This window comes from Rhodococcus sp. DK176, from assembly GCF_038447315.2.
GTDB classification, from domain to species: Bacteria; Actinomycetota; Actinomycetes; order Mycobacteriales; family Mycobacteriaceae; genus Rhodococcus_F; species Rhodococcus_F jostii_A.
On record NZ_CP118321.2, the window covers coordinates 5,522,392 to 5,549,121 of the forward strand.

General features: G+C 68.9%; 1 protein-coding gene. It reads left to right on the forward strand.

Annotation, left to right across the window (positions count from 1 at the left end):
• The first annotated feature begins 160 nt into the window (after positions 1 to 160).
• The gene (locus PSR88_RS25980; RefSeq protein WP_342338527.1) at positions 161 to 26,725 is read left to right on the forward strand and encodes a non-ribosomal peptide synthase/polyketide synthase; all 26,565 of its coding nucleotides are present in this window, start codon (positions 161 to 163) and stop codon (positions 26,723 to 26,725) included.
• Positions 26,726 to 26,730: the final 5 nt, after the last annotated feature.

The window sequence follows — 26,730 nt, forward strand, 5'->3', positions numbered from 1 at the left end:
GGCCGTGCCGCTGTGCAACGATGGGGTCTGTGCGCCCTGTGGACGGCGAACGAATTTTCTGGGGGACGGCGAAAAGTTACCGCCTCCCGCATTCGCGAGCCAGGATACGGACGCGGTCACGCCGTGAGTGGTCGGGGATACCTTATGGGGAGGAACCGCCGTGAAGCCCGTCGACGCGCGGAAGCCGGCCACACACGATTCGGAAGGGGAGCCGTTCCCGCTGTCTGCGGCGCAGCGTGCCACCTGGTTCGCGCAGCAACTCGACCCCGCGGTGCCGATCTCGGTAGCGCACTACGTGGAACTGCACGGCGACCTCGACATCGACCTGCTGCGCCGGGAGACCATCGCGGTGGCCCGCGAGTTCCAGTCGCCGTTCCTCAAGGTCGTCGAGGTCGACGGCCGACCGATGCAGTACGTGGACCACGCCACCGACACGTCCATCGCCTTCATCGACTTTCGCGGTGAGGACGACCCGGTCGCTGCCGCGCACGAATGGATGGACCGGGACTACCAGGCCCCCCTCGATCTCGACGCGGATCGACTGTTCGAGACCTCGATTCTCTGCGTCGGAGAGTCGCATTACCTGTGGTACAGCCGCATTCACCACGTTGCGCTCGACGGATACGGCGCCATGACGGTGATCAACCGCATCGCGCACCGGTACTCGGCCGTGGTGGCCGGGCGCGAACCGGATCCGAGTCGCGCCGCGACCCTGCACGAGCTGTACGACGTCGACGCCCGCTACCGGTCGTCGGATCGCTTCGTGGCCGACCGGGAGTACTGGGCGAAGCGAGTCGAGGCCGTCGACGGATCGACCCTGGCCGACGCGCCCGCCCCCGCACTCGCCAGGAGCAAGGTCGAGAGTGCCCTGCTGTCCGAGGCCGCCGTGTCCGGTATCCACGGCGCCGACAGTCGGGCAAACGCCACCGCGGCAGTCACGATCATCGCCGCCTTCGCCTGCTACCTGTCGCGGACCACGGCGAAAACTGATGTCCTCGTGAATGTTCCGATGTCCGGCCGGACCACGTCGGTGCTCCGCAACTCCGGCGGCATGATGGTCAGCGTCGCACCGCTGCCGATCACGGTCGACGAGGACGAGACGGTCGCGGACCTCGTGTCGCGGGTCAGACGTGAGCTGATGGGCGCGTTGCGGCATCAGCGGTGCAGTGTCGAGGACATCCGCCGCGACGTGGGCGCGGGCAGCGGCGCCGATCTCCACGGACCGATGGTCAACGTCATGCTGTTCCACCAGAACGTGCAGCTGGGCCCACTGGTCGGCGAATACCACATCGTCACGTCGGGTCCGGTGGAAGACCTCCTGGTCAACGTGTACCCGAGTGGGACGCCGGCCGAGATCTACGTCGATTTCCGGGCCAACCCGAACCGGTACGAGGACGCGGCGCTGCGCCTGCACCACCGGCACTTCGTCGAACTGCTGGAAGAGTTCATCTCGGCCGACCCGCAGGCCCGGGTCGCGACGATTCACGAGGTCACGGCCCGCGACGGCGAGCGACGACGCCTCGAGGCGCATCAACTCGCGTACTGGACGGATCAGCTGTCGGGGATGCCCGAAGTGCTGAATTTGCCGTCCGATCGGCCCCGGCCCGTCGAGCAATCCGGGCGGGAAGACCGCGTCGAAATTCAGATCGGCGCGGAAGCGCATGCCGCGGTGCTGGCCCTCGCGCACGAACACGACACCACCGCGTTCTCGGTTCTGCACGCAGCGTTCACCGTGCTGCTGAGCCGGCTGTCGGGGGCCTCGGACGTGATGATCGGAACCACGACCACGGCGGACCACGGCCGGAACCTCGTGGCGCTCCGTACCCGCGTCGAACCGGACACGCACTTCACGCATCTCCTCGGCCACGTCCGCGACATCCACCGGGAGGCGTTCGAGCACCGCGACGTCCCATTCGAACGGGTGGTCCGGACGCTCGCCCTCGGCGATTCGCCCGCGTACTCGCCGATCGTCCAGGTCCTTCTCGAGTGCCGTGACGAGGCGGAGACGTCCGGGATCGGCCGACTCGACCTCCGGGTGACCGCGACCGAGACCTCCGACGCCGACGGCATCCCGTCCGGCATCACGGCGACTCTCGGGTTCGCCACCGATCTGTTCGACCCCGACACGGTACGTCGCCTCGGCGAACGGTTCCGCCGAATCCTGGAGACGACCGCCGACGACCCCGGGCTCGTCGTCGGCGACCTCGACATCCTGTCCGATACCGAACGGGCCACACTCGTTCCGGTCTCCGGCAGTCCGGGGCGACCGGGCCGCACCTTGCCCGAATTGTTCTCCGCGGCAGCACGAACCAACCCCGACGGTATCGCGCTCTCGTATCGCGGTACCGAGGTGACGTACCGCGAAGTGGACGAGCGCTCGAACCAGTTGGCGCGCGTCCTCGCCGGACGCGGCATCGGGCCGGAAAACTTCGTCGCACTGGGCACGACTCGCTCGATCGAGTCGGTTCTGTCGATGCTGGCGGTGGCGAAGTCGGGTGCGGCCTACGTGCCGGTGGACCCGAACTACCCGGCCGAACGGGTCGAGCACATGCTCGGCGATTCGGGTGCCGCCCTGGGCATCACGGTGTCCGCCGTCCGTTCCCTGCTTCCGGACGCGATTCCGTGGCTCGTACTCGACGACGACGAATTCCGGACCCACTGTGCGGCGCACCCGGTATCCGTCGTGACCGATGCCGAGCGGGCGCGGCCTCTCCGCGTGGAGAACCCGTCCTACGTGATCTACACATCCGGTTCCACGGGCAGGCCCAAAGGCGTCGTGGTCACACACGGTGGCCTGGACAACTTCGCGGCCGAGCAGCGCTCACGATTCGGGGCGACGGAGACATCCCGGATTCTGCACTTCTCCACACCGAGTTTCGACGCGTCCGTCTCCGAGTACCTGCACGTGTTCGCCGCCGCGGCAACCATGGTGATCGTGCCGCCCACGGTTTACGGCGGCGCCGAGTTGTCCCGCTTCCTGAAGTCGGAGCGGGTCACTCACGGATTCGTCACCACTGCCGCGCTCGGAACGGTCGAACCGGACGGACTCGCCGACCTCGGCGACGTGGTGTTCGGCGGCGAGGCGTGCCCGCCGGAACTCGTCGAGCGGTGGGCGCCCGGTCGCAGATTGAGCAACGCGTACGGGCCCAGCGAGGCCACCGTGATGTCCAACATCAGTGCACCGATGTCACCGACCGGCACCATCACGGTGGGCGGTCCGCTCCGCGGGTTCCACGAGGTCGTCCTCGACGCGCGGTTGCAACCCGTGCCGCCCGGCGTCGCCGGGGAGCTGTACGTCGCGGGTGACGGCCTCGCCCGCGGGTATCACGGCAAATCAGCGCTGACGGCCGAACGGTTCGTGGCCAACCCCTTCGGCGGCCCCGGCGAGCGGATGTATCGAACCGGGGACGTGGTGCGGTGGCGCACCGACCTTTCACTGGAGTACCTGGGCCGCATCGATTTCCAGGTGAAGATACGCGGATTCCGCATCGAGCCCGGTGAGATCGACACCGTCCTCCACGCCCATCCGCGCGTGCGGACCGCGATGACGATGCCGCGAACGGCACCGTCCGGCGACACGGTGCTCGTGTCGTACGTGCTGCCTGCGGCCGGGCACCAGCTCGCGACTCGCGAGTTGATCGACTATGCCGCAGAGCAATTGCCGACGTACATGGTGCCGGCGGCGATCGTGGTACTGGACGAGATCCCGATGACACCGGTGGGGAAGCTCGATCGTGCGGCACTGCCGGCGCCGGAATTCCTCTCCACGGCCACCGAGTTCCGTGCACCTGCCACTCCGGTGGAGCGGGCTGTCGCGCGAGTGTTCGCCGACGTGCTGGGTGTCGAACGAATCGGGCTCGACGACAGCTTCTTCGACCTCGGCGGAAATTCACTGGTCGCGACGAAAGTGGTGGCGCGGGTCAACGCCGCACTCGGCATCGACCTCGTGGTGCGGACCCTGTTCGAGGCACCGACGGTGGAGGCACTGGCAGACCGGATCGAGGGTACTCACGCGAGGCGCCCCGACCGCCCGGACCTGGTGGCGCAGACACGTCCCGACCGGATCCCGCTTTCGCTCGCCCAGCAACGTATGTGGTTCGTCAATCAGTACGACACCTCGTCGCCGGCCTACAACATTCCGATGGCGCTCCGACTGTCCGGAACGCTCGACGTGGAGGCGCTCCGGGCCACGGTTGCGGACGTCCTCGAACGACACGAATCGCTGCGCACGGTGTATCCGGCGTCGGTGGACGGACCGCAACAAGTGATCCTGCCACCGGGGGAGGTGATTCCGGATCTGGAGCCGACGGTCTGCGAAGACGAGGACGCGGTGCGCGCGCGGATCGCCGAATTGACCGCTCGGGGCTTCGACGTGAGCACCGAGGTGCCCGTACGTGGTGCCCTGTTCCGGACCGGCCACGACGAGAACGTCCTCGTGCTGGTGGTGCACCACATTTCGGCGGACGGAGCGTCGCTGGCCCCGCTCGCGCACGACCTGATGGTGGCCTACTCGGCGCGGATACAGCAGCAGGCGCCGGACTGGCGGCCACTCCCGGTGCAGTACGCCGACTACAGCCTGTGGCAGCGGGCGGCCCTCGGCAGTGACGAGAACCCCGACAGCGTGATGTCGGCGCAGTTGGAATACTGGAAGCAGACGCTGTCCGGCCTCCCCGACGCGATAGATCTTCCCCTCGATCGACCGAGACCCGCGGACAGAGCATTACGGGGTGGGATCGTCCGGTTCGCGGTGTCGGCGGAACAGCATCGGGCGCTTCTGCGCATTGCGCGGCAGCACAACTCCACGATGTTCATGGTGATGCACGCGGTGCTGGCGGTATTGGCGGCGCGGCTGAGTGGTTCCGGAGACATCGCGATCGGGACGCCGATCGCCGGGCGCGGCGAGGAAGCACTCGACGACGTGGTGGGGATGCTCGTCAACACTCTGGTCCTGCGGACGACCGTCGAGCCCGCAGCAACGTTCGCCGAGGTGCTGTCGCGGGCACGGGAGGCGGATCTGGCAGCGTTCGGTCATGCCGAGGTGCCGTTCGAGAGCGTGGTGGACACGGTCGCACCGACCCGCTCGACAGCGTACTCACCGCTGTTCCAGGTTCTTCTGGAGTTCCAGAACACCGCCCCGGCGCACCTCGACCTGCCGGGACTGACGGTGGAGATCCTCGATGTCGATTCCGGTGTGTCCAAATTCGATCTGCAGTTGACGCTCGCGGAACGCTACGACGCGTCCGGGACGCCGGCAGGTATCGACGCGTCGTTCACGTTCGCGTCGGACGTGTTCGATCCGGACACGGTCACGGGATTCGGGGAACGGTTCCTCCGGATTCTGGCGGGTCTGGTTGCGGATCCGGACACCGCGGTCGGTGATGTGGAGGTTCTGGGGCCGGGTGAGCGGGCGTTGGTGGTGGGTTCGTGGAATGCGACGGGTCACCCGGTGCCGCACACCACCCTCGTCGACCTGCTCGACGCGCAGGTGGGGCGGACTCCTGGTGCTGCGGCGGTGGTGTGTGGGGATGTGGTGTTGTCGTATGGGGAGTTCGATGCGCGGGTGAATCGGCTGGCGCGGTTCTTGATCGCGGCGGGGGTGGGTCCGGAGTCGTCGGTGGGTGTGGCCGTGCGTCGTTCGGTGGAGATGCTGGTGGGGATTTACGCGGTGGTGAAGGCGGGTGGGGCGTATGTGCCGATAGATCCGGATCTGCCTGCCGAGCGGGTGGGGTATGTGGTGGGGATTGCGGATCCGGTGCTGGTGTTGACGTCGTCGGCGGATCGGGTGGTGGTGCCTGCGGGTGTGCGGGTGGTGGAGTTGGACACCCTGGATGTGTCGGGGTTTTCGGCGGGTCCGGTGGGGGACGGCGATCGATCGGGTCCGGTGCGGCCGGAGAATCCGGCGTATGTGATCTTCACGTCGGGGTCGACGGGTCGGCCTAAGGGTGTGGCGGTTCCGCACGAGGGTGTCGTGAATCGGTTGTTGTGGATGCAGGATCGGTATGGGTTGGCGTCGGATGATGTGGTGTTGCAGAAGACGCCGGTGACGTTCGATGTGTCGGTGTGGGAGTTGTTCTGGCCGTTGATCGTCGGTGCGCGGTTGGTGATCGCGGAGCCGGACGGGCACCGCGACCCGGCGTACCTCGAACGGGTGATCCGCGAGGAGTCGGTCACGACAGTGCATTTCGTTCCTTCGATGTTGGCCGTGTTCGCCGCGGAACCGGCAGTGACGCGATGCACGAGCCTGCGGCGGGTGTTCGCGTCGGGTGAGGCATTGCCCGCACAGACGGCATCGAGGATGCGGGCGTTGGTGCCCGGCACCCGGATTCACAATCTGTATGGTCCGACGGAGGCGTCGGTGGATGTGACGTTCCACGAGGTCTCCGGGTCGGATCGGACTGTGGTCCCGATCGGGGCGCCGGTGTGGAATACGCAGACCTATGTGCTGGACGGGCGGTTGCGGGTGGTGCCGGTGGGGGTGGCGGGGGAGTTGTATCTCGGGGGCGTGCAGTTGGCGCGGGGGTATCAGGGGCGAGCAGACCTGACGGCGGATCGTTTTGTGGCGAATCCGTTCGGTACGGGGCGGTTGTATCGGACGGGGGATCGGGTTCGGTGGTTGCCGTCCGGTGAGTTGGAGTATTTGGGGCGTACGGATTTTCAGGTGAAGTTGCGGGGTCAGCGGGTCGAGTTGGGGGAGATCGAGGCGGTGTTGTTGCGCCGGGAGGATGTGGCGCAGGCGGTGGTGGTGCTGCGCGGGGATGGGTCGTCGGGGGAGTATCTGGCGGGGTATGTGGTGCCGGTGGCCGGGGCGGTGGTGGACGAGCGGGTGGTGCGGGAGTCGGCTGCGGTGGCGTTGCCGGGGTTCATGGTGCCGTCGGTGGTGGTGGTGCTGGCGGAGTTGCCGGTGACGGTGAACGGCAAACTCGACCGCAAAGCCCTGCCCGAACCCGACTTCGTCAGCACCGCGGTGGGTTTCGTCGCTCCCCGATCCCCGATCGAGGGGATAGTGGCCGCCGTGTGCGCCGACCTGCTCGGCCTCCCGCGGGTAGGCATGAACGACGACTTCTTCGCCCTCGGCGGAAACTCTCTGATCGCCACCAGGCTGGTCGCGCGGATCAATGCCGCCGTCGGAGACCGGATCGGCATTCGCGACGTGTTCGACGCCCCCACCGTGGCAGGTTTGGCGGCACTGGCGGAGTCGCACGAGGGGCTGGAGGCCCGGCCACCGCTGAAGCCGAGGGAAGGTACCGCCGAAGTCCCCGTGTCGCCGGCCCAGCAGCGGATGTGGTTCGTCAACCAGTTCGACACCTCCTCGTCCGCATACAACGTCGCGTTCGCGTTGAGGCTCGAGGGTCGGCTCGACCTGCATGCGCTCCAGGTAGCGGTGGCCGACGTCATCGAACGGCACGAGGCCGTGCGCACCCTGTTCCCGCTCACCGACGACGGTCCGCGCCAGGTGATCCTGCCCGCGGCGAGCGCGGTGCCCGACCTCCAACCGATCGCGGTGTCGGGGGAATCCGAGCTCCGCGAACAGTCGCGGCGAGTGCTGTCCGCCGGATTCGACGTCACGACGCAGGTGCCGTTGCGCGCACAACTGTTCAGACTCGACGAGGACGTGCACGTGCTGGCGGTGGTGGTGCACCACATCGCGGCCGACGGCTTCTCGATGGCCCCCCTCGCGCGCGACGTCATGGACGCGTACGTGTCCCGGGTGAACGGGTCGGCCCCGGACTGGGCCCCGCTCGAGGTGCAATACGCCGACTACGCTCTGTGGCAGCGCGAGTGGCTGGGATCGGAATCCGACGAGAATTCACCCATTTCGCGACAGCTGACCTACTGGGCCACCGCGCTGTCGGATCTGCCCGAAGTGCTGGAGTTGCCCACCGACCGTCCCCGTCCCACCGTGCGGTCACTTCGCGGCGGCCACGTCGAGTTCGTGATCGATCCGGAAGTTCATGCCGGTGTGGTCAGGCTGGCGCGGCACCACACCACAACGGTGTTCATGACGTTGCATGCCGCGTTGGCGATCATGCTGGCACGGGTGAGCGGCGCGGACGACATCGCCGTCGGGACGCCGATCGCCGGCCGCGGCGAACGCGAACTCGACGACGTGGTGGGCATGTTCGTCAACACCCTCGTCCTGCGCACCCACGTCGACGGCGGCGCCACCTTCTCCGAGTTCCTGGCCGGTGTTCGAGAAACCGATCTGGGCGCCTTCACCCACGCGGAGGTCCCGTTCGAACGGGTGGTGGAAGTCCTGAGTCCTTCCCGGGTGACGGCGTACGCGCCGCTCTTCCAGGTGATGCTGGAGTTCCAGGACATCGAGCGCCCCACGCTGGAATTGCCGGATCTGCAGGTCCGGAACATCGACCTCGAGATCGACACCGTCAACTTCGATCTGCAGTTGACCCTGGCCGAGAACGTCGACGCCGACGGCAACCCCACCGGCATCGCGGCGGGACTGGGTTACGCGACCGATCTGTTCGACGAGGACACGGTGCTCGGCTTCGCGGAACGGCTCGTGCGCATTCTCGAAGCAGTCACGGCCGACCCCGGCGCCCGGGTCGGAGACATCGACATTCTCGGACCACTGGAGCGTGCCGTACTGGCCCCGGTAACGGGCGGTGCGGCGGTCGAAGCACGAACGCTGCCGGATCTGATGGCCGAGGCGGCCGCGAACGATCCGGAGGCCACGGCGCTGGTCTTCGACGGACGCGACGTGCGCTACGGGGACCTCGACAGGCGATCGAACCAGCTGGCCCGCATGTTGATCGAGCGCGGTGTCGGCCCGGAATCCGTCGTCGCAGTGTGTGTGCCGCGGTCCGTCGAATCCGTCCTGGCCGTCTGGGCGGTGGTCAAGTCGGGGGCCGCCTTCCTTCCGGTGGATCCGGACCATCCGGCAGCACGGATCGACTTCATGCTCAACGACTCCGGTGCCGTGTGGGGCGTGACGGGGTCGGCGCAGCGCGGCGCACTTCCGGACGCGGTGCCGTGGCTGGTGCTCGATGACCCAGGCTTGGACGATCGGCTGTCGCACTATCCGTCGTCGCCGGTCACCGATGACGAGCGGACAGAGGCGATTCGGATCGACAATCCCGCCTACCTCATCTACACCTCGGGGTCCACCGGCCGGCCCAAGGGCGTGGTCACCACCCACCGCGGTCTCGCCGCCTTCGCCACCCAGGAGAGGGAGACGTTCGGCACGACGCCCGAATCCAGGACGCTGCACTTCGCGTCACCGAGCTTCGACGCGTCCGTTCTCGAACTGCTGCTGGCGATCGGCGCGGCAGCCACGATGGTGATCGCACCGCCGTCCGTCTACGGCGGTGCCGAACTGGCGCAGTTGCTGGAATCCGAGCGGGTCACGCACTGCTTCGTCACTCCGGCGGCGCTCGCGTCGGTCGACCCCACAGGTCTCACCGCGCTCGAGTGTGTGGTGACGGGCGGCGAAGCGTGTCCGCCCGAACTGGTCGCGCGGTGGGCGCCGGGCCGTCGCATGTTCGACGCGTACGGGCCGACCGAGTCGACCGTCGTGTCGAGTATCAGCGACGAACTGGTACCGGGGGCTCCGATCACGATCGGCACGCCCACGCTCGGTTTCGCCGAGGTCGTGCTGGACTCGCGACTGCACCCGGTGCCTGCCGGTGTCGCGGGGGAGTTGTATCTCGCAGGCCCCGCTCTCGCACGCGGGTACCGCCGGCGGTTCCCGCTGACCGCCGAACGATTCGTCGCCGACCCCTTCGGCCCGCCGGGAAGCCGGATGTATCGCACCGGCGACCGCGCGCGCTGGCTGTCCGACGGTCAGCTGGAGTACCTCGGGCGCACCGATTCCCAGGTGAAGATCCGGGGCTTCCGGATCGAACTCGGCGAGGTCGAGTCGGCGTTGCTCGCCCACGACTCCGTGGCCCACGCGGTCGCCGGCGTATGGAACGGGGACGGCGGCGGCGATCGGCTGATCGGTTACCTGGTGCCCGAACCGGGTGCGACGGTCGATGCGAGGGCTGTCCTCGACTTCGTCGGGGGCCGGTTGGCGTCGTACATGGTGCCGGCGGCGCTCGTGATACTCGAATCGCTTCCGCTGACGGTGCACGGAAAGCTCGACCGCACAGCGCTTCCGGCCCCCGACTTCTCGGGTTCCGAGAGTCGGCCGCCGCAAACCGAGACCGAGGCGCTTCTCGCCGGACTGTTCGAGGAGGTGCTCGGCCTGGACTCGGTGGGCGTGGACGACTCGTTCTTCGCCCTCGGCGGCGACAGCATCATGTCGATCCAGTTGGTGGCCCGCGCACGAGCCGCCGGTGTGATCCTCTCTCCCCGAGACGTGTTCGACCACCGGACGGTCGCCGGTCTCGCCGCGTCGGCGCGATTCGACAGCGACGGCGCAGTGGCTCTCGACGAGCTGTCGGGCGGTGGTGTCGGCCCCCTGCCGCTGACACCCGTCGCGCGCTGGATGTTCGAGCGCAGCGGCGGACGGCTCGACAGGTTCACGCAGGCACTGCTGCTGGCGGCCCCCGCCGGTCTCACCCGTGAGGTCCTCGTCCGCGCCGTCGAGGCGGTAGTGGACCGGCACGACATGCTCCGCGCGCGTGTGTCCGGGGAAGACATGGACGTGCTGCCTGCGGGCGCGGTGCCGGCGGAAGCACTGGTCCACCGGGTGCCGGTCGACACGGTGGTGGGCGACGGCTTCACCGCACTCGCGACCGCAGAACTCGATGCTGCGGTCGACCACCTGGACCCTGCCGCGGCCCGCATGCTGCGGGTGGTCTGGTTCGACGTCCCGGACGGCGCCGGGCGACTGCTCGTGGTGGTGCACCATCTCGTGGTCGACGGTGTCTCGTGGCGCATCCTCGTCGCGGATCTCGCGTCGGCGTGCAGCCAACTCCAGGCCGGTCTCCCGCCGGGACTGCCGGCAGTCGGAACGTCGATGCGGCGGTGGTCGCACGGCCTGTCCGACGCTGCTCGGCACCGGGCCGGCGAACTGGCATCGTGGGAGAAGATCCTGGACGGCCCGGACCCGCTGATCGGTTCGCGGCCACTGGATCCCGCGATCGATGTCGACGCCGCCGTCGGCACCGTCACGGTCGACGTGCCGTCGGCGGTGACCGACGCCCTGCTCACCACGCTTCCGGCCGCGTTCCACGGGAGTGTGGGCGACGGACTGCTCGCCGCCGTCACGCTGGCACTGATCGCCTGGCGACGGGATCGGGGCGTCTCCGTCTCGGACGCTCTGATCACCCTCGAGGGCCACGGCCGCGAGCAGCAGATCGTCGTCGGCGCGGACCTGTCCCGCACCGTCGGCTGGTTCACCACCGTGTATCCGGCGCGGTTGAACCTCACTGGAATCGATGTCGACGACGCGATGGCAGGTGGTGTCGCGGCAGGGCGAGCAGTCAAGGCCGTCAAGGAGCAGTTGCTGGCGATCCCGGATCACGGGATCGGTTACGGTCTATTGCGCTACCTGGGCGACGAGACGGTGGAGTCCCTCCGCCGGTTCCCCACTCCGCAGGTGAGTTTCAACTATCTCGGTCGAGTGACCACCACGGACGGAACCGAGGACTGGCTGCCGGTGGAGAGCACGCTCGGCGGCACGCGCAACCCCGACCTGCCGGTCGCGTCTGTGATCGACATCAACGCCGTCGTCGCCGACAGTCCCGAGGGACCCCGGCTGAGGGCGTCGTTCGCCTTTCCTGCGGGGGTTCTCCGCGACACCGAGGTCGCGGCGTTCGTGGATCTGTGGCGCCGCGCCCTCGACGGACTTGCCGCGCACGCATCACGACCGGATGCGGGCGGGCTGACACCGTCCGACCTGCCGCTGGTGTCGGCGAACCAGCAGCAGATCGAGCGTTGGGAGGAGCGTTTCCCGGCGCTGCGGGACGTGTGGTCGCTGTCTCCGCTGCAATCGGGATTGCTGTTCCACGCTTCCCTGGCCGCGGAGTCGATGGACGTCTATACAGCGCAACTGCGCATCGACCTCGAGGGCGCGGTCGACGCCGAACGTCTGCGCGCCGCCGCCGCGGGACTGCTGGCCCGGCATCCCAGCCTGCGGACCGCGTTCGTTTACGACGACGGGGTGCCCGCACAACTGGTGGTCGACACGGTCGACGTGCCGTGGCGGGAGGTGGATCTCACGCTCGACGGGCCGGCCCCCGACACGGAACTCGCGCGCCTGCTCGACGAGGACCGCAGTGCCCGATTCGACCTCACCCGGCCGCCGCTAGTCCGGCTGACCCTGTTCCACACCGCACCGGAGCGCTTCGTGCTGGCGGTCACGAATCATCACATCATCCTGGACGGCTGGTCGATGCCGCTGCTGGTGCGGGAACTGCTGGTTCGCTATGCCGCCGACGGCGACCCGGCCGGGCTGCCGGAGCCGCCCTCGTACCGCACGTATCTGGACTGGGTAGCGACCCGGGACGCGGAGGCGTCGGTGCGGGCCTGGGAACGAGCGCTCGACGGTGTCGAGGAGCCGACGCTGGTGGCGCCCCACGCGTCCCCGGCGCTCTACGGTGTGCCCCACGAACTCGACGTCGAACTGCCCGCCCCGGTGCGGGGCGGACTCGCGGCGGCGGCGGAGCGCGCCGGCGTCACCGTGAACACGGTGATTCAGGCGGCGTGGGGGATGCTGCTGTCCCGGTTACTTTCCCGCGACGACGTGGTCTTCGGTGCCACCGTGTCCGGTCGTCCACCGCAGCTGCCCGGTGTCGAGAACATGCTGGGACTGTTCATCAACACGGTGCCCGTGCGAGTGCGGGTGGACCCGGACGAGAGCGTCGCGCGGCTACTCGTCTGCCTGCAGGACGAGCAGACGTCCCTACTCGACCACCATCATCTCGGCCTCGGCGAGATTCAGTCGCGGGTGGGTGTGGGCAATCTGTTCGACACGCTGTCGGTGTTCGAGTCGTTCCCGATCGACACGTCCGGACTGGACGAGAACACCGACATCGGGGGCATGCGGGTGACCGGTCTCGATGCCCGCGACGCCACGCACTATCCGCTCACGCTGCTGTCGATCCTCGAACCACGGCTGCGATTGAGTCTGCGCTACCAACCCGGAGCCGTCGACCGGGACGATGCCGGAGCGCTCGCCGACCGCCTCGTCCGGATTCTCGTGACGATCGCCGGCGATGTGGACACCGCGGTCGGTGATGTGGAGGTTCTGGGGCCGGGTGAGCGGGCGTTGGTGGTGGGTTCGTGGAATGCGACGGGTCACCCGGTGCCGCACACCACCCTCGTCGACCTGCTCGACGCGCAGGTGGGGCGGACTCCTGGTGCTGCGGCGGTGGTGTGTGGGGATGTGGTGTTGTCGTATGGGGAGTTCGATGCGCGGGTGAATCGGCTGGCGCGGTTCTTGATCGCGGCGGGGGTGGGTCCGGAGTCGTCGGTGGGTGTGGCCGTGCGTCGTTCGGTGGAGATGCTGGTGGGGATTTACGCGGTGGTGAAGGCGGGTGGGGCGTATGTGCCGATAGATCCGGATCTGCCTGCCGAGCGGGTGGGGTATGTGGTGGGGATTGCGGATCCGGTGCTGGTGTTGACGTCGTCGGCGGATCGGGTGGTGGTGCCTGCGGGTGTGCGGGTGGTGGAGTTGGACACCCTGGATGTGTCGGGGTTTTCGGCGGGTCCGGTGGGGGACGGCGATCGATCGGGTCCGGTGCGGCCGGAGAATCCGGCGTATGTGATCTTCACGTCGGGGTCGACGGGTCGGCCTAAGGGTGTGGCGGTTCCGCACGAGGGTGTCGTGAATCGGTTGTTGTGGATGCAGGATCGGTATGGGTTGGCGTCGGATGATGTGGTGTTGCAGAAGACGCCGGTGACGTTCGATGTGTCGGTGTGGGAGTTGTTCTGGCCGTTGATCGTCGGTGCGCGGTTGGTGATCGCGGAGCCGGACGGGCACCGCGACCCGGCGTACCTCGAACGGGTGATCCGCGAGGAGTCGGTCACGACAGTGCATTTCGTGCCGTCGATGCTCGAGGTGTTTCTGGCGGGGGCGAACGTGGAGGGGTGCGGTGCGCTGCGCCGGGTGTTCACCAGCGGTGAGGCCTTGCCGTCGGCAACTGCGGCACGTCTGCGCGGGGTGAGCGGGGCGGAGCTGCACAACTTGTACGGTCCGACCGAGGCTGCGGTCGACGTGACGTTCCACGAGGTCTCCGGGTCGGATCGGACTGTGGTCCCGATCGGGGCGCCGGTGTGGAATACGCAGACCTATGTGCTGGACGGGCGGTTGCGGGTGGTGCCGGTGGGGGTGGCGGGGGAGTTGTATCTCGGGGGCGTGCAGTTGGCGCGGGGGTATCAGGGGCGAGCAGACCTGACGGCGGATCGTTTTGTGGCGAATCCGTTCGGTACGGGGCGGTTGTATCGGACGGGGGATCGGGTCCGGTGGTTGCCGTCCGGTGAGTTGGAGTATTTGGGGCGTACGGATTTTCAGGTGAAGTTGCGGGGTCAGCGGGTCGAGTTGGGGGAGATCGAGGCGGTGTTGTTGCGCCGGGAGGATGTGGCGCAGGCGGTGGTGGTGCTGCGCGGGGATGGGTCGTCGGGGGAGTATCTGGCGGGGTATGTGGTGCCGGTGGCCGGGGCGGTGGTGGACGAGCGGGTGGTGCGGGAGTCGGCTGCGGTGGCGTTGCCGGGGTTCATGGTGCCGTCGGTGGTGGTGGTGCTGGCGGAGTTGCCGGTGACGGTGAACGGCAAACTCGACCGCAAAGCGCTGCCCGAACCCGACTTCGGCACGCGCACGATCGGATATCGCGCCCCCACCACACCCGCGGAGGAAGCGATCGCCACGGCCTTCGCCGCCGTCCTCGGGGTCGATCGCGTCGGGGCCGACGACAGCTTCTTCGACCTCGGGGGAGACTCGCTCAGTGCCACCCGCGCGGTCGGACGCATCAACAGCGCACTGGACACGGCTCTGGGTGTCGCCGCGCTGTTCGACGCACCCGTGGTGTCCGATCTGGCCGTCCGGATCGACTCGGACGTGAGGACGAGTTCCGCCTCCCCGGCACTCACCGCGACGGCGCGGCCCGAACGGATTCCCCTTTCCCTCGCGCAGCAGCGCATGTGGTTCGTCAACCAATTCGACACCTCCTCACCGGCCTACAACATCCCGGTCGCCTTGGACTTGGACGGCGCGGTGGACCTGACTGCGCTACAAGCGGCACTCGGCGACGTCATGGAACGGCACGAGTCGCTGCGGACCGTGTTTCCCGGTTCCGCCGACGGACCCCGGCAGGTGATCGTCGATTCCGCGCTCGCGACCCCCGAACTCGATCCGGTCCCGGTTGCCGAAGGGGCCCTTCGCGACTCGCTCACCGCATTCTTCGGCGTGGGATTCGATGTCACCGAGGACCTTCCGATCCGGGTGCGACTGTGGGAACTCGCTCCCGAGCGGCACGTCCTCGCCCTCGTCGCGCACCACATCGCGGCCGACGGCTTCTCCATGGCACCCCTGGCGCGGGACGTGATGCTCGCCTACACCGCCCGCGCACAGCAGCAGGCACCCGGCTGGGCGCCGCTGCCCGTGCAGTACGCCGACTACAGCCTGTGGCAGCGAGCGGCTCTGGGCACCGAAGAGCAGCCCGATTCGATGATGTCCGGGCAGCTCGGCTACTGGGCGCGGACGTTGTCGGGCATCCCGGACGTGCTGCCACTGCCCCTGGATCGGCCACGACCCCTCCAGCGGTCGTTCCTCGGGGACGTCGTCCCGTTCGACATCCCGCCCTCCGTTCACAAAGCTCTGACCGAGCTTGCACGCCAGTACAATTCGACTTTGTTCATGGTGGTGCACGCCGCGCTGGCCGTGCTGCTCGAGAGAGTATCGGGATCGGACGACGTGGTGGTGGGAACCCCGATCGCGGGCCGGGGCCACGCGGCACTCGACGACGTCGTGGGAATGTTCGTCAACACGCTGGTGCTTCGCACAGCGGTGGCACCAGGGGCGTCGTTCGCCGACGTGCTCACCGACGTGCGGTCGGTCGACCTTGGCGCGTTCGAGCACGCAGACCTCCCCTTCGAGCGTCTGGTGGACCAACTCGCACCCGAGCGGTCCACCGCGCACTCACCCCTGTTCCAGGTGTTGCTCGAATTCCAGAACGCCACCCGCACCCACCTGGAACTGCCCGGGTTGACCGCCCGGTCGCTCGACGTCGATCTGGACGTCGCGAAGTTCGATCTGCAGCTGAGCCTGGTGGAGCGGGTCGACGAGCAGGGGGTTCCGGCCGGGATCGGCGCCGGCCTCCGCTACGCGACCGACGTGTTCGATCGTGCGTCGGTAAAGAGTTTCGCGGAGCGCTTCGTGCGCGTGATCGAGGCCGTGACCACCGACCCGGCCACACCCGTCGGGGACATCGACATCCTGCACGCGCCCGAACGCGAACTCGTGCTCACCGCCGCGCATCGGCCGGGGACCGACGTCCCGCCGCTGTCGCTCGTGGACGCGTTCGATCGCATGGTGGCATCCGCGGGCGACGCCGTCGCGGTGCGCTGCGACGGCGCGTCGATGACGTACCGCGCACTCGACGACCGGGCCAACCGGCTCGCGCGACTTCTCGTGGCGCAGGGGGTAGGTGCGGAAACGCTGGTGGCGGTGGGGATGACGCGGTCGATCGACCTCGTCGTGGCGCTGCTCGCAGTGGTGAAGGCGGGCGCCGGGTACCTTCCGGTGGATGTGGCCTCTCCTGCCGAGCGGTTGGCATTCGTGCTCGGCGACGCCCGGCCGGAGTGTGTGCTCACCACGACCGCGGACGCCGAGACCTTCCGCGGCGCCGGGGTCCCGGTGGTGGTGCTGGACGACCCCGAGACCGTGACTGCGCTGCAGCAGTTCTCGTCGCTGCCGGTGACCGACGACGACCGTCGTACTCCACTGCACCTGGACTCGGTGGCATACGTGATCTACACGTCCGGTTCCACCGGGCAGCCGAAGGGCGTGCAGGTCTCGCACCGCAACGTGATCACGTTGCTGGCGAACACCCAGACGCTGTTCGGATTCGGACCGGCCGACGTGTGGACCATGTTCCATTCCGCCGCGTTCGACTTCTCGGTGTGGGAAGTGTGGGGAGCGCTCGCACACGGTGGCCGGCTGGTGCTGGTGGACTATTTCACGGCGCGCTCACCCGAGAGGTTCCTCGAACTCCTGCGCGGTGAAACCGTCACGGTCGTGAATCAGACCCCCACCGCCTTCTACCAATTGGCGGAGGCCGATCGCCTCGCCGGTGGTCCCGGCCTGTCGCTGCGATACGTGATCTTCGGCGGGGAGGCCCTCGAATTCGGCCAGTTGCGGCGCTGGTACGCACGCCGCGGCGACGCCGCACCGGTCCTGGTCAACATGTACGGCATCACGGAAACGACCGTGCACGTCAGCCACCTGCCGATCCACCGGGACCTCGTCGCGGAGGAGTCCGCATCGGTGATCGGCCGGGGACTGCCCGGACTGCGCGTGTACGTGCTCGACGGACGACTCCATCCGGTGCCGCCGGGCGTGGTCGGCGAGATGTACGTCTCGGGTGCGCAGGTTTCGCGCGGCTACCTGGGCCGGGCCGCCCTCACGTCCGGCCGATTCGTCGCCGACCCCTTCACTCCCGGGGCCCGCATGTACCGGTCCGGCGACCTGGGCAGGTGGAACGGGCACGGACAGCTGGAGTACCTCGGCCGCAACGACCTCCAGGTGCAGGTGAAGGGCTACCGGATCGAACTCGGGGAGGTGGAAGCGGCGCTGCGCGCGTGCGAGGGGGTGGCGCAGTCGGTCGTGACTGCACGCGGGGACCGGTTGGTGGGGTACGTGGTGCCGGAGACCGGCGCCGCGATCGACCCGGCCGCGATCATCGATGCGGCCGCGGTGCGATTGGCGTCGCACATGGTGCCGGCCGCGGTGGTGGTTCTCGACGAGCTGCCGCGGACGGTGAACGGCAAACTCGATCGGAAAGCCCTGCCCGAACCGGACTTCGGACAGCGGGTGACGGCGGGCCGCGGCCCGGTCACCGAGACCGAACGGATCCTCGCCGACCTGTTCGCGGAGGTCCTCGGCCTCGACTCGGTGGGGGTCGACGATTCGTTCTTCACCCTCGGCGGGGATTCGATCATGTCCATCCAACTGGTCACCCGCGCCAAGGGCGCCGGGATACTGATCTCGCCGCGCGAGGTGTTCGAGCGCAAAACCGTTGCCGGGCTGGCCGCGGCTGCCGGGACGGAAGACGGGACGGTGGTTCTCGACGAGCTGCCGGGAGGCGGGATCGGCGAGATTCCGCTGACCCCGATCGTGCGGTGGATGCTCGCCCGGGGCGGGGATTTCCGCCGCTACTCGCAGTCCGCACTGTTCACGCTGCCCGCCACGGTGGACGAACGCACCCTGACGGAAGCTCTGCAGGCCGTGCTGGATCGGCACGACCTGTTGCGGGCCCGGCTGTACCGCACGTCCCGCACCGAAGAGGGCTGGTCGATGGAGGTGCAGGCCGAAGGATCGGTGCGGGCGACGACCGTTCTCCGCCGGGGGCGGATGGACGATGTCGGCGCCGAACTGGACAGCGCCCTCCACCGGCTCGACCCGGAATCGGGCGTGATGATGCAGGCGGTCTGGCTGGACCGGGCCGAACATCCGGCTCGCGTGCTGATCGTCGTCCATCATCTGGTGACGGACGGTGTGTCCTGGCGGATCCTGATCCCCGACCTCGCGGCGGCGTGCGCGCAACTGCAGTCCGGCGCGGCACCGGCGCTGGAGCCACCGGGGACGTCGATGCGCCGGTGGGCGCACGCACTCGCCGACGCCGCGCGTGAACCCCTGCGCACCGCCGAGGTCGAACTCTGGCAGGGAATGCTGAACGCGCCCGACCCGCTGCTGGGATCGCGCCGGGTGACCCCGTCGGACACCGCCGCGACGGCCGCGGACATCGCGGTACGGGTTCCGGCCCCGCTGACCGAGACGCTCCTGACGACCGTGCCGCGGGCCTTCCACGGCAGCGTGGGAGATGCGCTGCTGACGGCGCTGACCATGGCGCTGACGAGCTGGCGGCGACGACGCGGGATCGAACTGTCCGGCGCGCTGGTCAGTCTCGAGGGACACGGTCGCGAGGAGCAGTTGGCGCCCGGCGCTGATCTCGCACGCACGATCGGCTGGTTCACGACGATCTTCCCGGTGCGACTCGATCTGAGCGGGGTGGACCTCGACGACGCGTTCGCCGCGGGCCCGTCCGCGGGGGCCGCGGTGAAGACCGTGAAGGAGCAACTCCTCGCCGTTCCCGACCACGGCATCGGTTTCGGGCTTCTCCGGTATCTGAACGACGAGACGGCGCAGGTTCTTTCGCCGCTGCCGATGCCTCAGGTCAGTTTCAACTATCTCGGCAGGATGGGCCCGACCGCCACGGCGACCGCGGAGGGGTGGGTGCCGGTCGACGAACCCGGACTGCGCGAGAAGTCGGCGGTGCCCGTCGCGGCCGTCGTCGACGTCAACGCGATGACCGTCGACTCGGGCGACGGCCCCCAGCTGAACTCCACGTGGACGTACCCGCCGGGCGTCCTCACCCGCGAGGAGGTCGAGGAACTCGCGCAGCTGTGGGTGCAGGCACTCGCTGCTCTCGGCGCGCATGCGGAGTCGGGCGGCGGCGGGTTCACACCGTCGGATCTCGATCTCGTCGAACTGCGGCAGGATGCGATCGAGGACCTCGAACACGTGTGTCCGGACCTGACGGACGTGTGGCCGCTGTCGCCCCTGCAGTCCGGCATGCTGTTCCACTCCGAACTCGCCGACGACTCCCTCGATGTCTACCTGGTGCAGGTGAGCCTCGAACTCGAGGGCACCGTGGATCCGCGTCGACTGCGCCGCGCGGCCGATGCGCTGCTGGACCGGCACGCCAATCTGCGGGCCGGCTTCCTGCACGACGCGCAGGGCAACGCCGTCCACGTGATCCGGCGACGGGTGGAGGCGCCCTGGCGCGACGTCCAACTCACGGCTCTGGACGAGGACGCCGCGGCGGCCGAGGTCGCGCGACTGCTGGCCGAGGACCGGGTCCGCCCGTTCGACCTGACACGTGCCCCGCTGATCCGGTTCATGCTGATCGCGACCGCCCCGAACCGTTATCGGCTGGTGTCGACCAACCACCACATCCTCCTCGACGGCTGGTCGATGCCGTTGCTGGTCCGGGAGTTGCTGACGCTCTACGCCACCGACGGGGACCCGTCGCCGCTGCCCCGCGTCCGCGGGTACCGCGACTACCTGGCGTGGATGAGCCGCCGAGATCACGGCGCCTCCCGGGAGGTGTGGGGGCGGGCCCTCGCCGGGGTGGACGGACCGACGTTGCTGGCCCGCTCGGATCCGGGACGACGGCTGTCCACGATGTCCGACGAGTTCGTCTTCGACCTGGACGAGGACCACACCACCCGCCTGCGTGACGTCGCGCGGTCGCGTGGCCTGACGGTCAATACGCTCGTTCAGGTCGCGTGGGGGATTGTGCTGGGTACGTTGACCGCCCGCGACGACGTGCTGTTCGGTGCCACCGTCTCGGGGCGGCCTCCCGAACTGGCCGGCATCGAGACGATGGTCGGACTGTTCATCAACACCTTGCCCGTCCGGGTCAGGCTGCGCCCCGACGACACGGTGGGTGCCCTGCTGGAGCGCGTGCAGGCCGAGCAGGCGGCGTTGCTGGATCACCACTACCTCGGGTTGGCCGAGATTCAGAGTGCCGCCGGGCCGGAGGTCGGGTTCGACACGCTGACGGTGTTCGAGTCGTACCCCGTCGATCGCGCCGGGCTCTCCACCGAGACCGACATCGCCGGAATGCGCGTCACCGGAGTGGATGCGCGCGATGCGGCCCATTATCCGCTGAGTCTCGTGGCATCCGTCGACTCTCGTCTTCGCCTGAAATTCGAGTACCTGCCGGACATCTTCGACGCGGACACCATCGACGACATCGCCGGGCGCGTGCTGCGGGTGCTCGACGCCTGCACTCGTCCCGACCGGCCGCTGGCCGCGCTGTCGCTGCTGACCGACCGGGAGCGCGCCGACCTGGTGCCGGTCCGCGGCCGTCCGGGTGGGTCGATACGCACGCTGCCCCAGATTCTCGCCGAGGGAGCCGCGCTCGATCCGGGCGCGATCGCACTGTCCTCCGAGGACGGCGACGTGAGCTACGGCGACCTGGACGAGCGGTCGAATCGCCTGTCGCGCGCACTCATCGCCCGTGGTGCGGGCCCGGAGACGTTCGTGGCCATCGGAATACCGCGGTCCCTCGACTCGATACTGTCGGTGTGGGCGGTGGCGAAGACCGGTGCGGCGTTCGTGCCGATCGACCCGAACTACCCCGACGAGCGCATCACCCACATGCTCGTCGATTCCGGAGTCACCCTCGGCGTGACCACGACCGCACACCGTGACCGGCTCCCGGGCGCCGCGCACTGGCTGGTGCTCGACGAACCCGCCTTCGCGATCGAGTGCGCCGAGCGCGCGGGGGCACCCGTGACCGATGCCGACCGGAGCGGTCCGGTCACGCTGGACACCGCCGCGTACGCCGTCTACACGTCGGGATCCACGGGTGTGCCCAAGGGCGTAGTGGTCACCCATCGCGGACTCGACAACTTCGCACTCGACCAGCTCGAACGTTTCGGGGCGACACCGCAGTCCCGGACTCTGCACTTCTCCACGCCGAGTTTCGACGGGTCGGTGTTCGAGTACCTGCAGGCCTTCGGTGCCGGCGCGACGATGGTGATCGCGGCGCCCACCGTGTTCGGCGGTGAGGAACTCGCGAGGCTGCTGGCCGACCGGCGCGTCACCCACGCGTTCATCACCACCGCTGCGCTGGCGTCACTCGATCCGGCCGGGCTGGTGCATCTCACGGACCTGGTGTTCGGCGGCGAGGCCTGCCCACCCGAACTCGTCGCCCGCTGGGCGCCGGGCCGTCGGCTGTACAACGCGTACGGACCGACCGAGACGACGATCATGTCCAACATCAGCGAGCCGATGGTTCCCGGAAACCCGATCACCATCGGCGGCCCGATCCGCGGGGTGACGGAACTGGTGCTCGACTCCCGGCTGCAACCGGTCCCCGTGGGAGTTCCCGGCGAGTTGTATCTCGCCGGCGCCGGCCTGGCCCGCGGCTACCACCGCCGACCGGCACTCACCGCCGAACGGTTCGTCGCCCACCCCGTCCGCCCCGGCGAGAGGATGTACCGCACCGGCGACATCGTGCGGTGGACGGCAGACCGCAGCATCGAGTACGTGGGCCGCACCGACTTCCAGGTGAAGGTGCGCGGCTTCCGCATCGAACTCGGCGAGATCGACTCCACCCTCATGTCGGAGCCGGACGTCGGATTCGCCGCCACTCTCGCGCACCGCGGACCCGCGGGAGACACCCTGCTGGTGTCGTACGTCGTTCCGGCGTCGGGGCGCTCCCTCGACCCGGTCGTACTCACCCGGCACTTGGCGGACCGCCTGCCGTCCCACATGGTGCCCACCTCCATCACGGTGCTGGAGCGCATCCCGCTGACCGCCGTCGGCAAGCTGGACCGCGCGGCACTGCCCGAACCCGACCTGCTCTCCGGGACAGGGCACGACCGGGTGCCGGTCGGTCCGATCGAGGACGCGGTGGCCGTCGTCTTCGCAGAGGTACTCGGACTGGCGCGCGTCGGCGCCGACGCCGGTTTCTTCGACATCGGCGGCAACTCCCTGAGCGCTACCCGGGTGATGGCACGGCTGCGCGCGCTGCTCGGCACCGACTGTGGGGTGCGGGATCTGTTCGAGGCGCCCACGGTCGCCGCGCTGGCGGCACGGATCGAGCACGCCGGCGCCGGGCCGTCCGGACATCCGGTGCTCGCGGCCCGCAGCCGGCCCGACGACATTCCGCTGTCGTACGCGCAGCAGCGGATGTGGTTCGTCAACCAGCTCGACACCACCTCGGCTGCCTACAACATCCCGATCGTGGTGTCACTGAGCGGGGCCCTCGATGTGGGAGCGCTGAACTCGGCACTCACCGACGTCGTCGCCCGGCACGAGTCGCTGCGCACGATGTTCCCGGTCCGCGGGGACTGGCCGGTTCAGCAGATCCTGCCCGCCGAGGGTGCCGTGCCCACTCTGACCCCCGTCCCCGTCGCGGACGAGCACGGCCTGCGAGAGGAGCTGACCCGGCTGGTCTCGGCGGGTTTCGACGTCACCGTGCGGATCCCGCTGCGGGCCGGACTGTATTCGCTGAGCGACACCGAGCACGTACTCGCCGTGGTGGTGCATCACATCTCGGCGGACGGGTTCTCGATGGTCCCGCTGGTGCGCGACGTGATGACCGCGTACGGCGCCCGCGTCGGCGGCGGCGCACCCGACTGGCCGCCCCTGCCGGTGCAGTACGCCGATTACGCCCTGTGGCAACGGGAGTCGCTGGGTTCGGACGACGACCCCCGATCGCTGATCTCGCGGCAACTCGACTACTGGACGACCACACTCGCAGGCGCCCCCGACCTCCTGGAACTCCCCACGGATCGGGATCGGCCGTCCCAGCAGTCCTTCCGCGGCGCGCGCATCCACTTCGCCGTCGACAGCGACCTGCACCGTCGCATCGGCGAACTGTCGCGACGTCTCGGCTCCACCGAATTCATGACCGTGCACGCCGCACTGGCGGTGTTGCTCAGCCGTCTCGGGGGAACCCCGGACGTCGCCGTCGGCACCCCGATCGCCGGCCGGGGAGACCCCGCACTCGATGACCTGGTGGGCATGTTCGTGGGCACGCTCGCCCTGCGCACGCAGGTGGATGCGGCCGAGTCGTTCACCGCCCTGGCCGCGCACTGTCGCGACGTCGATCTCGAAGCCTTCGCCCATGCCGACGTTCCGTTCGAGCGGGTGGTGGACGCGGTGGGCCCGACCCGATCGACGGCGTATGCGCCGCTCGTCCAGGTCTCGCTGGAATTCCAGAACAACGAGCGACCGGTCCTGACACTGCCGGGGCTGGAAGTCCGCGGAATCGATCCCGGCCTCGCCGTGGTCAAGGTGGATCTCGAATTCCTCCTGGCGGAGGAGTTCGACGCGAACGGTGCGCCGGCCGGGATGAACGGCGCCGTCGACTTCGCCACCGATCTCTTCGACTCCGACACGGTCCGCGGCTTCGCCGACCGCTTCGTGCGCATCCTCGACGCCGTCACCGCGAATCCGGACCGGCCGATCGGCGACCTCCCCCTCCTCGACGAGGTGGAGTTGCGGGCGATGGTGCCTGCCCGCGGCGAGCCGCAGGTGCGCCCCGAGCTGTGGCCCGATCTGCTGACGGCCGCCGCAGCACTCGACCCGGACTCGGTGGCCCTGTCCTTCGAGGACCGGCGGGTCACCTACCGCCAACTCGACGAGTGGTCCAACCGGGTGGCCCGGGTCCTCCGCGGACGCGGGGTGGGACCGGAGACGTTCGTGGCAGTCGGAATGCCCCGGTCGATCGAGTCGGTGGTCTCGATCTGGTCGATCACCAAGGCAGGCGCGGCGTTCGTGCCCGTCGACCCCACCTACCCGCGCGACCGCATCGACTACATGCTCATCGACTGCCGGGCTGCGCTCGGCCTCACCGTGAGAAGTCGCCGGAGCACCCTGCCCGACACCGTTCCGTGGCTGATCCTCGACGACGAGGACTTCGCCACGCAGGCGTCGGCCGTGTCGTCGGCACCGATCACCGACGCGGATCGGACGAATCCGTTGCACCTCGCTCACCCGGCCTATCTCATCTACACGTCGGGGTCGACCGGCAGGCCGAAGGGCGTGACCGTCACCCACCGGGGCATGGCCGATTTCACCGCGGAGACGCACCAACGGTTCCAGGTCACGCACGAGTCCCGGGTGTCGCAGCTGGCGTCCCCGAGTTTCGACGCCTCGGTGTTCGAGCTGATGATGGCGTTCAGTGCGTCGGCGCGCGTCGTGATCGTGCCGCCTGCCATCGTCGGGGGCAGCGAACTGGCGGATCTGTTCCGTCGCGAGCAGGTGACTCATGCGACCATCACGCCGACCGCACTGGCGGCCCTCGACAACGACGGACTCGATTCGCTCCGGGTCCTGGATCTGGTGGGCGAGGCGTGCCCGCCGGAGGTGGTGGCGAGGTGGGCTCCGGGTCGGAGCCTGCACAGCGGGTACGGGCCCACGGAGACCACGATCCAGGCGAGCGTCAGCGACCCGATGCGTCCCGGCGAGAGCGTGAACATCGGGGCACCCGCCCGGGGATTCGCTTTCCTGGTCCTCGACGAGCGGCTGCAGCCGGTCCCGGTCGGTGTGCCCGGCGAGTTGTACATCGCCGGACCGGGTATGGCACGCGGGTACCACAACCGGGCGGCGCTCACCTCGGAACGATTCGTGGCCTGCAACTTCGGGGAACCGGGGTGCCGGATGTACCGGACCGGTGACGTGGTGCGCTGGCGTGAGTCGGCGAGCGCACTCGAGTACATCGGGCGCAGCGACTTCCAGGTCAAGGTCCGTGGATTCCGTATCGAACTCGGGGAGATCGACGCCGTGCTCACCCGTCACCCGGCGGTTGCGTTCGCCGCGACCATCGGTCACATCGGCCCTTCCGGTGACACCGTGCTCGCGTCGTACGTGCGGGCTCAGGACGGGCAGGAGGTGCAGCCCGCGGGACTGCGCACCTACGCGTCCGAGCGACTGCCCGCCCACATGGTGCCGTCCGCGGTGGTCGTACTCGATCGGATTCCGATGACCCCGGTGGGCAAGCTCGACCGGAAGGCGTTGCCAGCCCCGGAGTTCGGTTCGACCGGTGCGGCGTTCCGGGCGCCGGCCACGGAGAACGAGCGCATCGTCGTGGACGCCTTCACGGAGGTTCTCGGGGTGGACCGGGTGGGTACCGCGGACAGCTTCTTCGATCTCGGTGGAAATTCGCTCCTCGCCACCAGGATCGTCGGCGCGCTGCAGGCTGCGCTGGACCGGAGGGTTCCGCTGCAGTGGATGTTCCTCGACCCGACACCGGCGGGGATCGCGCGCCGCCTCGACCTGCCGCATCGGAGCGCCGGCATGGAAGAGGCACTCGCCGTGGTGATTCCGTTGCGTGCGCAGGGAAGCGGGCGACCGTTGTTCTGCGTGCATCCGGGCATCGGCCTGTCCTGGGGGTACGCCGGGCTGGTGCGGTATCTCCCTCCCGACCGGCCGGCGTACGGACTGCAGCTGCCCACGATCAGCGATGACGGCGACTACCGGACGATCGAGCAACTGGCCCACCGCTACATCGAGGAGATGCAGGCCATCCAGCCCACGGGCCCGTACGACCTGCTCGGCTGGTCACTCGGCGGGGTCATCGCGCACGCCATGGCCGTCGAACTGCAGGCAGCCGGCGAAGAGGTCGCGACGCTTGCCGTCATGGACAGCTACCCCGTGGGCGGCGAGGACCCGCCGGCCGACCGGCTGGAGATCCGGGACCTCCTGCGCGGGTTGGGACTCCAGGCCGAGGGGGACGGTGAGATGACCTACGAGCACGCCGCGCGGTTGATCGACGAATCGTTCGGGACCGAGACCGGAGTGCGGGGGCACGACCTCGAACGCATCGCCGCCGGGTACGAGAGTTCGAGGTGGCTCGCCCACCACTTCGTGCCCCGGGTGTACGACGGCGACCTGCTCATCTTCCCCGCCACGCGCGACGGGAACGGCACGACCCGGGCCCGGTCGGCGGACGAGTGGCGGCCGCTCGTGACCGGTCGGATCGACGAGCAGCCCGTGGACTGCGGGCACAACGAGATGATCGAGCCGCAGTCCCTCGCCGTCATCGGGCCGGTCCTCTCGCGCACGCTCTCCGAACGGCCGTGACTCGG